The following is a 13,992-nucleotide window of genomic DNA, read 5'->3' as shown; positions in this document are numbered from 1 at the left end:
GTGCGAAGCCTTCTGCGTTGAGGTGAGGGGGGTGGGCCGGCGCGGGGCTGGTCAGCCCTTGGTACTGCCGGCGCTGATGCCGGCGATGATGTGCCGCTGGAACACCAGGAACATCAGGACCATCGGAATGCTGGCGATCACCATGGCGGCGATCAGCACCGAGAGCGGGATGTTCTGGGAGAGCTGGACGAGCGCCACACTGATGGGCTGCTTGTCGGTGTCCGAGAAGACCATCAGCGGCCAGAGGAAGTCCTGCCAGACGGCCACCAGCGCGAAGATGGACACCACGCCGAGCACCGGTCTGGACATGGGCAGCAGGATCGACCAGAGCGTACGGAGCTTTCCGGCGCCGTCGATCTCCGCGGCCTCCAGCACATCGCGCGGGATCTGGTCGAAGAACCGCTTGAGGAGATAGAGGTTGAAGGCGTTGGCGACGGCCGGGAGCCAGATGCCGAGCGGATCGTTGAGCAGACTGGTGTGGATCAGCGGCAGATCGGCGATGGTCAGATACTTCGGTACGAGCAGTGCCTGGGCCGGGACCATCAGGGTGGCCAGGATGCCGCCCAGGATGATCTTCCCGAACGCCGGCCGCAGTTTGGACAGGGCGTAGGCCGCCGCCGTACAGAAGACGAGCTGGAGGATCCAGGCACCGGCGGCCTGCACCACCGTGTTCCACAGATGCGTCGGGAGCTGCATCAGATCCCAGGCGTCGGTGTACGCGGTGAGGGACCAGGACTTCGGGACCAGTGTCGGCGGTGTCTGGACCAGCTCGTCGGGAGACTTCATGGCGCCCGAGGCCATCCAGTACACCGGGAACAGGAAGGCCAGGACGAAGGCGAGGACGACTCCGCTGAAAACGATCCAGTAGAGCGTCCTGCCCCGGGTGCTCGCGAGCGCGAGCGGCGAGACAAGAGTCCGTACGGACGAGCCGTCCGTCTTCCGCCGGGTGGCTCCTTCGGCCGCGGGAGGTGCCTGCCGGGGAGGCGGCGCGATCTGGGTCATGGCGCTGCGCTCCTCTCAGTCGTCGGTGCGGGTGAGCCGCAGATAGAGGGCGGAGAAGAGACTGAGCACGATGAGCAGCATCACGCTCAGGGCGCAGGCCCCGCCGAAGTCGTTGTAGAGGAAGGCGTACTTGTAGATGAGATAGAGAACGGTGACGGTGGAGTTCTCGGGACCGCCGCCGGTGATCACGAAGGGCTCGGTGAACACCTGCATCGTGGCGATGATCTGAAGCAGCATCAGCATCAGGATGATGAAACGCGTCTGCGGGATGGTCACATGGCGTACGCGCTGCCAGATGTTGGCGCCGTCCAGCTCCGCCGCCTCGTACAGCTCACCGGGGATTCCCTGGAGCGCGGCGAGATAGATGAGGACCGTGCCGCCCATGTTCGCCCAGGTGGCGACGATGACCAGGGACAGCAGCGCGGTGTCCGCGCCGTTGGTCCAGTTCGAGGTGGGCAGATGCAGGAAGCGCAGTGCCTCGTTGGCGAGGCCGGCGCCCGGATCGTAGAACCACTTCCACAGCAGGGCGCTGACCACCGGCGGGATCATCACCGGGAGATAGACGACCACGCGGAAGAACGATTTCGCGTGGCGCAGCTCGTTGAGGACGAGCGCCATCACGAACGGCACCGCGAAGCCGATGAGCAGGGCGATCAGGGTGAAGGTGAGCGTGTTGCGCCAGGCCGCCCCGAACTCCGGGTCCTGGAAGACCTGGGTGAAGTTGTCGGTCCCGACCCACTCGGGAGCGGATCCGGGGGTGTACTTCTGGAAGGCGATGATCACCGCGCGGATCGCCGGGTACCAGGAGAACAGCGCGAAGCAGAGCAGGCCGCCGATCAGGAAGCCGTAGGCGCGGACCTGGTGGGAGAGCCGGCGCGCGAGCGGGCTCGCGGACCGGCGGCCCGCCGGGCGCGGCCCCGGGGTGGCGGGCGGCGCGTCGGCGGACCGGTGGGGGGCCTGGGCAGTCTTCATCGGTGCGTCAGCCTCAGCCTCGGGCCAGGATTCCGTCGATCTTGGACTGCGCGTCCTTCAGCAGTCCGTCGATGTCGGCGTCCTTCTTGGTGAGGACCGCGGAGACCGCTCCGTCGAGGACCGAGTAGATCTGCTGGGCCTTCGGCGGCTCCAGCTTGGCGGTGAGCTGCTGGCTGCCGTCGAGGAAGGACTGGTAGTTCTCCACCGGCACATTGGCGTACTGCTTCTTCAGCTCCTGGTCCTTGGCGTCCGTGGCGCCCGTCCAGAGCCGGGGCTCGGGCAGGCCGACCGGGGCCTTCAGATCGGCCGCGCGCTTCCAGTTGTTGAGGCCGGTGCCGGGGCCGATGGTCTGGTACTCCAGCCACTTCAGACCGGCCTTGATCTGCTCCGGGGAGGCCTTCTTGCTGAACATGTAGCCGTCGCCGCCGATGAGCGTGCCCTTGCCGCCGGGCATCGGGGCGAGCGCGAGGTCCTCGTACTTGCCGCCCTTCTCCTTGACCAGGATCGGGATGTTGTCCGGAGCGGAGATGTACATGCCGAGCTTGCCGGAGCCCATCATCTGCTGGACGTCGTTGAGGATCAGGAGCTGCTTGGTGCCCATGGAGTTGTCGGTCCAACGCATGTCCTTCAGCGTCTGGAGCACGGCCTTGCCCTCCGGGCTGTCGACGGCCGCCGACTTGCCGTCCGGGCTGACGACATCGCCGCCCTGGGAGTACATCTCCGCGGTGAAGTGCCAGCCGCCCTGGTTCTGCGCGCTGTAGTCGGCGTATCCCACATAGCCCTTGCCCAGGCCCGCGATCTTCTTGGCGGCGGCGCGGACCTCTTCCCAGGTGGCCGGCGGCTTGGTGGGATCGAGACCGGCCTGCTCGAAGAGCTTCTTGTTGTAGAGGAGGCCCATCGAGTAGTTGGTGCGCGGAACGCCGTAAACCTTGCCGTCGACGGTGTAGACGTCGCGCAGCGACTGCTGGATGTCGCTGTAGCCCTTGACGTCCTTCACATAGGACGTGATGTCCGCGGCCTGGTTGATGTCGACCACGTGCTTGGCGTCCGTGAAGTACGTGTAGAAGACGTCTTCCATCTGGCCGCCGGCGAGCTTGGCGTCGAAGGTCTTGGGGTCCTGGCACGGGAAGGCGTCGCGGCCGACGACATCGATGGTCGGGTTCGTCTTCTCGAACGCCTTGATGTCGTCCTCGAAGCTCTGCCGGTCGATCTTGGCGCTCTTCGGAGGCATGCAGTTGACGGTGATACGCGTCTTGCCCCCCGCGGTGTCCTCGCTGTCCGAGCCGCACGCGGCCAGTCCAGTCAGGGCGAGCGCGGAGGCTATGGCTGCGGTACAGGTACGGCGGAACCCGGAGCTTCTCATCGGTGGGACCCCTCTTGCGGCAGGAGCGTGGCAAACCCACAGCTTCATCGCTGTGTGGCGGCGCTCACTCAACCACTAACCACGGATGTCCGCAATATGTCGCCCCGATTTCGCAAATACTTGACAGCGAGCTGCATGTGCCGGTTACATCCCGCACAGGCCTTCCCACATGGCGGGACGTGCGCGAACACCGACGGGGACGTGCGAAGACGCCGACGGAGAAGTGCGCAGACGCCGGCCAGGAGCCGCGCGGACGCCGACGGAGGCGAGCGCAAACGCGGACGGGGCCCGCCAAGGGGCCCCGTCCGGGAGTCGTTCCGCCGGCCCGCGCGAGGCGGGTCCGGGTGGCCGCTCAGGCGTCGGCAGCCGCCTCGGCCGCCGCCTGGCGCGGCGCCTGCGCCGTGGAGCCGCGTACCACCAGCTCCGGCTCGAACAGCAGCTCGCCGGGAGGTACGGCACCGCCCTGGATCTGGGCGTTCAGCATCTCGACGGCCGCCCGGCCCATGGCCTCGATGGGCTGGCGCACGGTGGTCAGCGGCGGCTCGGTGCAGTTCATGAAGGCGGAGTCGTCGAAGCCGACGACGGACACCTCGCGCGGTACGTCGAGACCGCGCCGGCGAGCGGCCCGTACGGCTCCCAGGGCCAGCGGATCGCTGGCGCAGATGATTCCGGTGACACCGCGGTCCAGCAGGCGCGAGGCCGCCGCCTGGCCGCCCTCCAGGGAGAACATGGTCCGTTCGATGTACGCGTCGGGAAGCTGTGTCTTGGCGGCCCGCGCCGCCGCGAGCGCGGCGGCGAGCTTGCGCCGGGACGGCACATGGTCGGACGGGCCGAGCACCAGGCCGATGCGCTCGTGGCCGAGCGAGGCGAGATGGCGCCAGGCCTGTTCGACTGCGACGGCGTCGTCGCAGGAGATACAGGGGAAGTCGAGATTCTCGATCGGCGCGTTGATCAGCACCACCGGGATCTTGCGCTCGGCGAGCTGGCGGTAGTGGTCGTGCGGCGCGTCCGCCTGCGCGAACAGTCCGCCCGCGAAGACCACTCCGGACACCTGCTGCTGAAGCAGCAGCTCCACATAGTCCGCCTCGGAGACTCCGCCCTTGGTCTGGGTACAGAGCACGGGCGTGAGGCCCTGCTGGGCCAGCGCTCCGCCGATCACCTCGGCGAACGCGGGGAAGATAGGATTCTGCAGTTCCGGCAGCACCAGGCCGACCAGCCGGGCGCGCTCTCCGCGAAGCTGCGTCGGCCGCTCGTAGCCGAGAACGTCCAGCGCGGTCAGCACCGACTGCCGCGTGGCCTGCGAAACTCCGGGCTTGCCGTTGAGCACTCGGCTGACCGTGGCCTCGCTGACCCCAACCTTCTTCGCCACCTGAGCAAGTCGTCGCGTCATACACGCAAGACTATCGCAAGGGATGCAAGCTACTTGCTCACGAGCGTAAAGAGGGTGGCAGAGGCGGTGCCGACCGGACGGATCCGGCCGACACCACCCTGCTCACCGGGCGGGCCTCTGTGGGCCGCCGGTCCTCTACGGGTTGATGTTGATCCTGAAGGTGGACGTCGTGTTCCGCACGTCCACGGCGTTGTTGTTGAGTGTCAGACCGTTGAAGGTGACCTCGCCGACGGCCGGCCCCTGGCCCGACTCCGGCATCTCGTTCGCCCACAGTCCGAAGCCGGACTTGGCGTCGAAGGCGTCACCGCTCTTACGGGCGCCGGTGATCGAGATGTCGCTGAGGATGGTGTCCTTGATCGGGAACTGCGGCTGACCGCCCACATAGTTGGTCTGGAACATGATGCCGCTGTAGGTCGGATCGACGATGTCGACATTGTTGATCCGGATGCCCTGGAACACCTTGGACGCCGAGAACAGCCAGATTCCTGGGAAGGTCTGGCTGCCCCAGAAGTGACCGCCGGACCGGACGATCGAGACGTTCTCGATCGTCGTGGGTTCGGTCCCGAAGCCGTTCATCGCATAGCCGAAGTCCAGCGAGCTCACCGTGATGCCCGAGTAAACGAGGGTGTCCGCGATATGGATGTTGCGGAACGTGTTGCGGTAGCCGCCGTAGACGGCGAGGCCCGCGGCACGCCACACCAGCGTCGCCGAGAGGTTCTCGTAGACGTTGTTGAACATGTCCGCGCCGCCCGCGTCGATCGCCGAGAAGAGCGCGAAGGCGTCGTCACCGGTGGCCCGCGCGTCATTGTTGACGACGTGGTTGTCCGTCGAGCCGTTGGTCATATTGATGCCGTCGGCGAACGTGTTGCGGATACGGGAGTTGCTGATCGTGATCCGGTCCGCGTTGGCGCCCCAGTAGAGGCAGACCGTGTGCTCGTTCCAGATGTTGTCGATCGTGATGTCGGTCACATTGGACAGATCGAAGACCTTGCCTGGCCCGTCGATACGCGAGGTGTAGTTGCCGAAGAAGGCGAAGTTCGCGAAGGACGAGCCCTTCGCCGCCGCCTCCACCCGGAAGCCCGCGTCCGTGTTGTCCTGGGTCGACGGAGCGAAGAACCTGGAGAACCAGGGACCCGCGCCGACCACCTTGACCGGCTTGCCGTAGACCTGGAACTTGCTGGACGTCTGGTAGTCACCGGCCGGCAGATAGACACCGACGAGCTTGCCGGTGGTGTCCATCCGCACCCGGTCCAGCGCGTTCTGCACATCCTGATGCGTGAATCCGGCCGGCACCGTGTAGGTGGCCGGGTCCGGGTTCGCGACCGCGGTGGCCTGCTCCAGGTTGACGAAGTCGATCGCGTACGTGTGCGCGTTGGCCGCGTCCTTCTGGAGACGGATCTTGCTGCCCGCGGGAACGGTCCTGCCCAGCAGGACATTGGCCTCGTCATAGATATGACGGGGACCGCCGGCGCCCGGCGAGTTGCCCGGGCCGGTCTCGTTGCCGTACAGCCAGGCGTACTTCGAGGTGAGGTCGATGGCCTTGAGGAAGGTGCCGTCGACATAGATGTTCAGGCTGGAGTTGATCCCGCCACCGCCGGGCGCGTCCGGGATGGAGAACCGGGTGACCAGCGTGTTCGTGCTGGCCCTGGTGGTGAACTCGACGTAGTTGCCGGTGTTGTTGAGCGTGACGGCCTTACGGCCGGACGCCTCGCCCGCGACATCGCCGACGGTCCGGTTGGGACCGACGACCTGCGCGCCGCCACCCGCGACACCGTCCTCCGCCTCGTACATGTCGTACGGCATATTGGCGCCGCGCCCGACGAAGAGAGGCTGTGAGCTGGTGTTGTTCGCGCGCTTGACCGGCAGCTCGTTGGCGTCGTCGGCGAGGACCACCTTCACCGTGTACGAGCCGTTGGCGGCCGTCCAGGTGCCGAGGCCTACCGGCGCCGAGGTCGCGCCCGCCGCGATGGTGCCGTTGTAGGTGCCGGTCAGGGTCCTGACCGTGGCGCCCGTCGAGTTCAGCACCGTCAGCGTGATGCCATGGGCACCGGCCGCCGAGGCCACCGTGCCCTGGTTCTTGATCGCCACCGAGAAGGAGACCGTGTCACCGGCCGCGGGGCTGGACGGCGAGGTGGAGACGGCGGAGGCGATCAGGTCCGAGCTGGCGACCGGCCGCACCACCAGCGGGCTCGTAGCGGTGTAGGTGTTGTTGGTCTCGTTCTGCTCGATGATCTGGTTGGCCGGGTCCGCGACAGCGCTGAGCTGGTACGAACCGGCGTCACGCGCACCGATGTCCGCGGTGACCGTGGCCGAGGCTCCGGCCGCGAGCGCGCCCACGGAACCGGTGCCGACCTTGGTGCCGCCGAGCCGGAACTCGACCGAACCGGCCGGGGAAGCGAGCGCTCCGGAGTTGCGTACGGTCGCCGACAGCGTGATCGGGTCGGACTCGACCGGCGAGGCCGGGGACGCGCTGAGCGCGGTGATCTCCAGATCCGGGTTGGGCGCCGGGTTGCCGATCACCTGGAACTCCGCCACCTGGCCCGCTCCGGCACCGGTGTTGGAGGTGAACCTGAGCTGGACGTCGGCGACGCGCGCGCTGACCGGGATGGTCACGAGGTTGCCGGTCGCCGGGGAGAAGGCGTAGTCCTTGGCGGCCACCAGGCTGGTGAAGCCGGTGGCGTTCTGCTCACGGCCCAGCACCTGGATGTTCTGGGTCCGCGGACCCCAGCTGCTGTCCGGGTTGAGCTTGACCACGACGTTCTCGGTGTCGGCGTTGGCACCCAGCTTCACCGTGAGGGTGTTGGGGTAGCTGCCGCCCGCGCCCTCCCAGTAGGTGGTGAGGCTGTTGTCGTTGGCGTTCTCCGCGACAAAGGTGAAGACCGTGGAGGACGCGCTGATCGGCTTGCCGATGGCGAGGTTCGATCCCGTGCCGGAGCTGCCGTTCCTGGTCACCGTGTTGCTGTTGCCCGAGACATTGCCCGCCGCGTCCTTGGCCCGTACGTAGTACGAGACCGTGGTGCCCGCGGACTGGGTGTCCGTGTACGTGGTGACATTGCCCGCCACGCTCGTCCGCAGGACGTTGTTGGCGTAGATGTCGTAGCCCGTGACGCCTCGGTTGTCCGTCGACGCGCCCCAGGTCAGCCTGATCTGGCCGGAGGACGGTTCGGTGAAGGCGAGATTGGCCGGGATGGTCGGCGCCTGGGTGTCACCGGTGTCTCCCTGCCGGGTGACCGTGTTGCTGTTGGCCGAGACATTGCCGGCCGCGTCCTTGGCCCGTACGTAGTACGAGACGGTCGACCCGGCCGGCTGGGTGTCCGTGAAGGTCGTGACCGTGCCCGCGACGCTGGTCCGCAGCTCGTTGTTGGCGTAGATGTCGTAGCCGGTGACGCCCGTGTCATCGGTCGACGGCCGCCACGCCAGCCGGATCTGGCCGGTGGCCGGCTCGGTGTAGGTCAGCTCGGTGGGCGCGGTCGGCGCCTGCGTGTCACCGGTCTCGGGGCCGTAGATCTCCAGCTCGGAGAGCTGGCCGCCGGGCTGCCCGGTGTTCGCCGTGATCAGCACCCGGACATAGCGCGTGCTGGTGGTGTCGAAGGAGATCGTCACCGTCTGCGCGCCCGCCGGGCTGAAGGTGTACGCCTTCGAGGCCGTCAGGTCCGAGAAGGTGGAGTTGTTGGCGCTGCCCTGGATCTTCAGCGTCTGGTCCCTGGCTCCCCAGCCGTCCGGCAGCCGCAGCACCACCTGGTTGACGCCCACGGAGGAGCCGAGGTCGGCCTGGATCCACTGCGGGAAGGCGTTGTTCGTGCTCTCCCAGTAGGTGGCCTTGTTGCCGTCGTTGGCGTTGCCGGGCCCGTAGACCTGGGTGAAGCTGCTCGCGGTCAGCGTCTTGCCGGCGGCCAGATTGACCGAGGCAGCCGCGGCGGCGTGCACCTCCAGCTCGGCGAGCTGGGCCTTCTTCCCGGCCGTGTTGGCGGTGAAGTTCGCCCGCACGAACCGCGCCTTGGTCGCCGGGAAGGCGACGGTCACCTTGTTGCCCTGGCCCTTGCTGAAGCTGTACGTGGCCGAGCTCTTCAGCGTGGCGAAGCTGGTCCCGTCGGCGCTGCCCTGGATGGACAGGGTCTGCTTACGGCTCTCCCACCCTGCGGGGAGCTTCAGCACCACCTGGTCGACGCGCTTGCTGGAGCCCAGGTCCGACTGCACCCACTGAGGGCCCTTGCCGTTGCCCTCCCAGTACGTCGACTGGTTCCCGTCCGTCACATTGCGGGCCTTGGTGTCGCCCGTACTGGCACTCGTCGCCGCGGTCCGCCCCGCGGCGATGTTGGGACCGTCGGCCGCGGCAGCGGTGAGCGACGGCCAGCCCATCATCAAAAGACTGGTGGCTATGGCGGTGGAGAGAACCCGCCATCTCCGGCGTAGCGATCTCATGGATCCCCGATCTTCGGCCTCGGCGCGGGGGCGGCGAGGGCGCGGCTCTGACTGCCTGCCGGTGTGGCAAGCATTTCTGCACTGATGAACAGGGTCTTTTGCGTTTTGCGGTCAGAGAGTTGCAGAGAACTGCCAGTCCGTCCACCGCTGAGACAGAACCAAATCCCGTGGTTCGCCTCCTGAGTTGACACCTGCTGTGCTGCGCCGGCCTGTTTTTGGCCGCTCATCAGGGAAACGTAAGTGATCTGCAAACCTTGCGACGGATTTGCGTAACTGTGGAAATTTCGGAAAGGCCCGTCCGCCCTCTACCGTTCCTCACCATGAGCGCCGGACCGGGCACCTCGGAGAGACGACGGCGATTCGGCTGGCCTCGCCGGGTCTTCTCGCAGGTGCTGCTGATGCAGCTCGCCATCGCCGCGGGCGTCACCGTGCTGGCCACGGGGCTCTTTCTGGCGCCCTTCAGCAAGGAGCTGGACGACCAGGCGATGAGCCGGGCGCTGGCGATCGCCGAGACCACCGCCTCCGCGGAGGTCGCCGACGATCTGCTGGCCTCACGGCCGACGCCCGGCGGTCCCGTCCAGGCCGAGGCCGAACGCATCAGACGCGCCACCGGCGCCGAGTATGTGGTGATCATGGACAGACGCGGGATCCGCTGGTCGCATACCGATATCGGCCAGATCGGCAAGGTCGTCTCCACCGATCCCAGCGCGGCGCTCGCGGGCGCGCATATACGGGAGATCGACAGCGGCACACTCGGCCGCTCCGCCCGGGGCAAGGTCCCGCTGCGCGACCGTACGGGCACCATCGTCGGGGCCGTCTCGGTCGGTATCGCGTACGACAGCGTCCGCGACCGGCTGCTCGCCGCGATCCCCGGGCTGCTCGCCTACGCGGGCGGAGCGCTGGCGGCGGGAGCGCTCGCCGCCTATCTGATCTCCCGGCGGCTCCAGCGGCAGACCCATGATCTGGCCTTCTCGGACATCTCGGCGCTGCTCACCGAGCGTGAGGCGATGCTGCACAGCCTGCGGGAGGGCGTCGTGGCGCTGAACGGGAGCGGCCGGATCCGGCTGATCAACGACGAGGCGCAGCGGCTGCTGGGACTCGGTCCCGATGCCATCGGACGGCCGCTGGACGAGGTGCTCGGGGCCGGACGCACCACCGAGGTGCTGACCGGATGTGTGCTGGGCGAGGATCTGCTCGCCGTACGGGGCAGCCGGGTCCTGGTCGCCAACCGGATGCCGACCGACGACGGCGGCGCCGTCGTCACCCTCCGCGACCGTACGGAGCTGGAGCAGTTGGGCCGCGAGCTGGACGCGACGCGCGGACTGATCGACGCCCTGCGGGCCCAGGACCATGAGCACGCGAACCGGATGCACACGCTGCTCGGGCTGCTGGAGCTGGACCTGCACGAGGAGGCGGTGGAGTTCGTCAACGAGGTCGTCGGCGTGCACCGGGCCACCGCCGAGCAGATCACCGAGCGCATCCACGATCCGCTGCCGGCCGCGCTGCTGGTCGGCAAGGCCACGGTCGCCGCCGAGCGCGGTGTCTCGCTGCGGCTCTCGTCCCGCACGCTGCTGCCCGACCGGCTGGTGGATCCGCAGGGCCTGGTGACGGTCGTCGGCAATCTGGTGGACAACGCGCTGGACGCGGCGGCCGGCTCCGAGGACCCGCGGATCGAGGTGGAACTGCGCGCCGAAGGCCGTACGGTCGTTCTTGTGATCTCCGACAGCGGTCCCGGTGTGCCCGCCGCCCACCGTGAACTCGTCTTCTCCGAGGGCTGGTCGACCAAGGAGCTGCCGGCCCACGGCAAGCGCGGTCTGGGACTCGCCCTGGTACGCAGACTCGCCGAGCGGCAGGGCGGCAGGGCGCGGGTCGGCGAGTCCGCGCAGGGCGGCGCCGAGTTCACCGTCGTACTGCCGGAGGCCCTGACCGCAGAGGCGGAAGCGGACGACGCAGACGACGGCGCCGAAGACCCGATGAGCGCGGCCGGGGAGACACGATGATCGACGTACTGATCGTGGACGACGACCTCCGGGTCGCGGCGATCAATACGGCCTATGTGGCCAAGGTGGCGGGCTTCCGGGTGGTGGCACAGGCCCACTCGGCCGCCGAGGCGCTCGGCCGGATCTCCGAGCACAGCGTCGATCTGATCCTGCTCGATCACCATCTGCCGGACGAGAACGGACTCGCGGTGGTACGGGAGTTGCGGCGGCTCGGTCATCAGACCGATGTGATCATGGTGACGGCGGCGCGCGATGTCGCCACCGTGCAGGCCGCGATGCGCCATGGCGCACTTCAATACCTGGTCAAACCATTCAATTTCGCCGGTCTACGGGCCAAGCTGGAGGCGTACGCGGCCCTGCGCCGCACTCTGGACGGCGGCGGCGAGGCCGATCAGTCGGAGGTGGACCGGATGTTCGGGGCGCTCTCCGCCGCGAGTGCTCCGGCCTTGCCCAAGGGCCACTCCCCCACCACGGCCGCGCTGGTGCGCCGGACGCTGATGAGCGCCGACGGTCCGCTGTCGGCCCAGGAGATCGCGGAGAACGCGGGGATGAGCCGGCAGACCGCGCAGCGCTATCTCAAGCTGCTGGAGCGGACCGGTCGGGTACGGCTCACACTCCGGTACGGCGAGACAGGGCGTCCCGAACACCGCTACACCTGGGCGGCGGGCGTCTGACGGAGGCCGCGACTCCGGACGGGCGGGCTCCGAGCAGCGGGCTCTCAGACCGCTCCCGCGCCCGTCAGCGAACGGACCTCGGTCTCCGCGTACGTGGCCTCGTCGGGCGGCTCGGACGAGGTGACCGTACCGATCCAGCCCGCGAGGAAGCCCAGCGGAATGGAGATCACGCCCGGGTTCTGGAGCGGGAACACCTTGAAGTCCAGGCCGGGGAACACCGCCTCGGGACTGCCCGAGACCACGGGTGAGAGCACCACCAGCACCACGGCCGGAATCAGCCCGCCGTACACCGACCAGACCGCGCCTCGTGTGGTGAAGTTCCGCCAGAACAGCGAGTACAGCAGTACGGGCAGATTGGCGGAGGCGGCGACCGCGAACGCCAGCCCGACCAGGAAGGCGACATTCAGCTCCTGCGCCAGCAGACTGAGCGCGATCGCCACCGCGCCGATACCGGCCGCCGCCAGCCGGGCCACCGCCACCTCGCTCCGCCGCTTGGCGTGCCTGCGCCTGAGCGAGGTGTAGAGATCGTGGGCGACGGAGGCCGAGGAGGCGAGTGTGATGCCCGCGACGACGGCCAGGATGGTGGCGAAGGCGATGGCCGCGACGACCGCGAAGAGAACCGTTCCGCCTGTTGATCCCGCGCCACCGCCGAGATCGAGCGCCAGCAGCGGAACCGCCGTGTTTCCCGCGGCGTTCGAGGCACGGACCGCGTCCGAGCCGACCAGCGCTGCCGCGCCGAACCCGAGCACGATCGTCATCAGATAGAAGCCGCCGATCAGACCGATGGCCCAGACGACCGAATGACGCGCGGCACGCGCGGTCGGCACGGTGTAGAAGCGGGAGAGGATGTGCGGCAGCCCGGCCGTGCCCAGGACCAGTGCCAGTCCCAGGCTGATGAAGTCGAGGCGCGCGGTCCAGTTGCTGCCGTACTTGAGACCGGGAGCGAGGAACTCCCTGCCGTGGCCGCTGTGCGCGACGGCGGTGTTCAGCAGCCCGTTGACATCGCCGTGGAAACGGACCAGGACGAGCACGGTCAACGTGATCGCTCCGGCCATCAGCAGCACGGCCTTGACGATCTGGATCCAGGTGGTGGCTCGCATCCCGCCGAGGGAGACATAGACGACCATGAGCGCGCCCACACCGATCACGGTCCAGGTGCGCGCCGACGCGCTCGTACCGCCGAGCAGCAGCGCGACCAGGCTGCCCGCGCCGACCATCTGCGCCACCAGATAGAGCACGGAGACGGTGACCGAGGAGGTGCCCGCCGCGATCCTGACCGGCCGTTCGCTCATCCTGGCCGCGACGACATCGGCAAGGGTGAACCGGCCGCAGTTCCGTACGAGTTCGGCGACCAGGAACAGCACGACCAGCCAGGCGACCAGAAAGCCGACCGAGTAGAGCATGCCGTCGTAGCCGAACAGCGCGATCAGTCCGGAGATCCCGAGAAAGGAGGCGGCGGACATATAGTCGCCCGCGATCGCGAATCCGTTCTCCATCGGCGAGAACAGCCGGCCGCCCGCGTAGAACTCCTCGGCGGAGCCATGGCGGTTGCGGCTCACCCAGGTGGTGATGCCCAGAGTGACCGCGACGAACGCGCTGAACAGCACCAGCGCCAGCGTCTGATGGTCGCCGGTCACCGGACGCTCCCTCGTACCGCCGCACTCCCCGGCGCCGTCTCCTCGGAGCGATCCTGGGACCGCTCCTGGTCGAACACGCTCCAGCGCAGTTCCAGCGCGGCCCGGTCCCGGCGCAGCCGGGCATGGCGCGCGTACGCCCAGGTCAGCAGGAACGTGGAGAGAAACTGGCCGAGGCCGGCCACCATCGCGACATTCACCGCTCCCACCACCGGTCTCGCCATCAGCCCGGGCGCGGTCGTCGCGGCCACGACATACGCGAAGTACCAGAGGAAGAAGGCGACCGAGGCCGGGACGACAAACCTCCGGTAGCGGCTCCTGACCTCCTGGAACGCGGCACTGCGCTGAACCCGCGGATAGATCTCGGAGGCCGGGTGCCCGCCCGGCGGGACAGGCATCGTGGGCATTCCGGAACCGGCGGGCTCGCCCCAGTCCGAGGCCAGCGCTTCGTACCACGGGTCGTCGAGCCGCATCGCTGCGGCCTCACGCCCTTCCTGCTTCTCCACCGGTCAACTCTCCTTGTCAGCGAACCGTT

At 68.1% G+C, this 13,992-nt stretch carries 9 protein-coding genes; 2 read left to right on the top strand and 7 right to left on the bottom strand.

From position 1 onward, the window contains the following. Positions 1 to 51: 51 nt before the first annotated feature. The 5 genes from ACFV6H_RS15030 to ACFV6H_RS15010 all read right to left on the bottom strand — a co-directional run bounded on the left by ACFV6H_RS15030 (position 52) and on the right by ACFV6H_RS15010 (position 9,149). Positions 52 to 1,002, bottom strand: coding sequence for a carbohydrate ABC transporter permease (locus ACFV6H_RS15030; protein WP_093590712.1), 951 nt, complete (start codon positions 1,000 to 1,002; stop codon positions 52 to 54). Positions 1,003 to 1,017: 15 nt separating this feature from the next. Then, a complete protein-coding gene (locus ACFV6H_RS15025) occupies positions 1,018 to 1,974 on the bottom strand; it encodes a carbohydrate ABC transporter permease (protein WP_385541740.1) in 957 nt (318 codons plus the stop codon). A 13-nt stretch (positions 1,975 to 1,987) separates the two neighbouring features. Then, complete coding sequence (locus ACFV6H_RS15020) at positions 1,988 to 3,337, bottom strand: ABC transporter substrate-binding protein (protein ID WP_385541738.1); 1,350 nt, start codon at positions 3,335 to 3,337, stop codon at positions 1,988 to 1,990. Between the two features lie 352 nt (positions 3,338 to 3,689). Continuing rightward, positions 3,690 to 4,727, bottom strand: a complete 1,038-nt coding sequence (locus tag ACFV6H_RS15015) for a LacI family DNA-binding transcriptional regulator (protein WP_384788302.1) — start codon at positions 4,725 to 4,727, stop codon at positions 3,690 to 3,692. Between the two features lie 135 nt (positions 4,728 to 4,862). Beyond that, positions 4,863 to 9,149 carry a discoidin domain-containing protein gene (locus tag ACFV6H_RS15010; RefSeq protein ID WP_385541735.1) on the bottom strand — a complete coding sequence of 1,429 codons (4,287 nt, stop codon included), beginning with the start codon at positions 9,147 to 9,149 and terminating at the stop codon, positions 4,863 to 4,865. A gap of 320 nt (positions 9,150 to 9,469) precedes the next feature. Here ACFV6H_RS15010 and ACFV6H_RS15005 point away from each other — a divergent pair, with 320 nt between their 5' ends. After that, positions 9,470 to 11,149, top strand: coding sequence for an ATP-binding protein (locus ACFV6H_RS15005; RefSeq protein WP_385541733.1), 1,680 nt, complete (start codon positions 9,470 to 9,472; stop codon positions 11,147 to 11,149). Beyond that, entirely contained in the window at positions 11,146 to 11,823 is a 678-nt protein-coding gene (locus ACFV6H_RS15000) for a response regulator (protein ID WP_385541731.1), read from the top strand. Before ACFV6H_RS15005 ends, ACFV6H_RS15000 begins: the two co-directional genes overlap by 4 nt. Positions 11,824 to 11,867: 44 nt before the next feature. Here ACFV6H_RS15000 and ACFV6H_RS14995 read toward each other — a convergent pair whose 3' ends face one another. Both ACFV6H_RS14995 and ACFV6H_RS14990 read right to left on the bottom strand, forming a co-directional pair. Continuing rightward, on the bottom strand, positions 11,868 to 13,460 hold the full coding sequence (locus tag ACFV6H_RS14995; protein WP_385541730.1) for a cation acetate symporter: 1,593 nt from the start codon (positions 13,458 to 13,460) through the stop codon (positions 11,868 to 11,870). Beyond that, the gene (locus tag ACFV6H_RS14990) at positions 13,457 to 13,963 is read right to left on the bottom strand and encodes a DUF485 domain-containing protein (RefSeq protein ID WP_385541728.1); all 507 of its coding nucleotides are present in this window, start codon (positions 13,961 to 13,963) and stop codon (positions 13,457 to 13,459) included. Before ACFV6H_RS14990 ends, ACFV6H_RS14995 begins: the two co-directional genes overlap by 4 nt. Positions 13,964 to 13,992: the final 29 nt, after the last annotated feature.

This window comes from Streptomyces sp. NPDC059743 (assembly GCF_042732975.1).
In the GTDB taxonomy this organism is placed as follows: domain Bacteria; phylum Actinomycetota; class Actinomycetes; order Streptomycetales; family Streptomycetaceae; genus Streptomyces.
Note: the sequence above shows the minus strand (reverse complement) of the source record. Positions and strands in the feature narration are given on the sequence as shown.

Excerpts from the sequence above, each read along its gene's own strand:
- ACFV6H_RS15030 (WP_093590712.1), bottom strand. The coding sequence starts at position 1,002 with ATGACCCAGATCGCGCCGCCTCCCCGGCAGGCACCTCCCGCGGCCGAA.
- ACFV6H_RS15025 (WP_385541740.1), bottom strand. The coding sequence starts at position 1,974 with ATGAAGACTGCCCAGGCCCCCCACCGGTCCGCCGACGCGCCGCCCGCC.
- ACFV6H_RS15020 (WP_385541738.1), bottom strand. The coding sequence starts at position 3,337 with ATGAGAAGCTCCGGGTTCCGCCGTACCTGTACCGCAGCCATAGCCTCC.
- ACFV6H_RS15015 (WP_384788302.1), bottom strand. The coding sequence starts at position 4,727 with ATGACGCGACGACTTGCTCAGGTGGCGAAGAAGGTTGGGGTCAGCGAG.
- ACFV6H_RS15010 (WP_385541735.1), bottom strand. The coding sequence starts at position 9,149 with ATGAGATCGCTACGCCGGAGATGGCGGGTTCTCTCCACCGCCATAGCC.
- ACFV6H_RS15005 (WP_385541733.1), top strand. The coding sequence starts at position 9,470 with ATGAGCGCCGGACCGGGCACCTCGGAGAGACGACGGCGATTCGGCTGG.
- ACFV6H_RS15000 (WP_385541731.1), top strand. The coding sequence starts at position 11,146 with ATGATCGACGTACTGATCGTGGACGACGACCTCCGGGTCGCGGCGATC.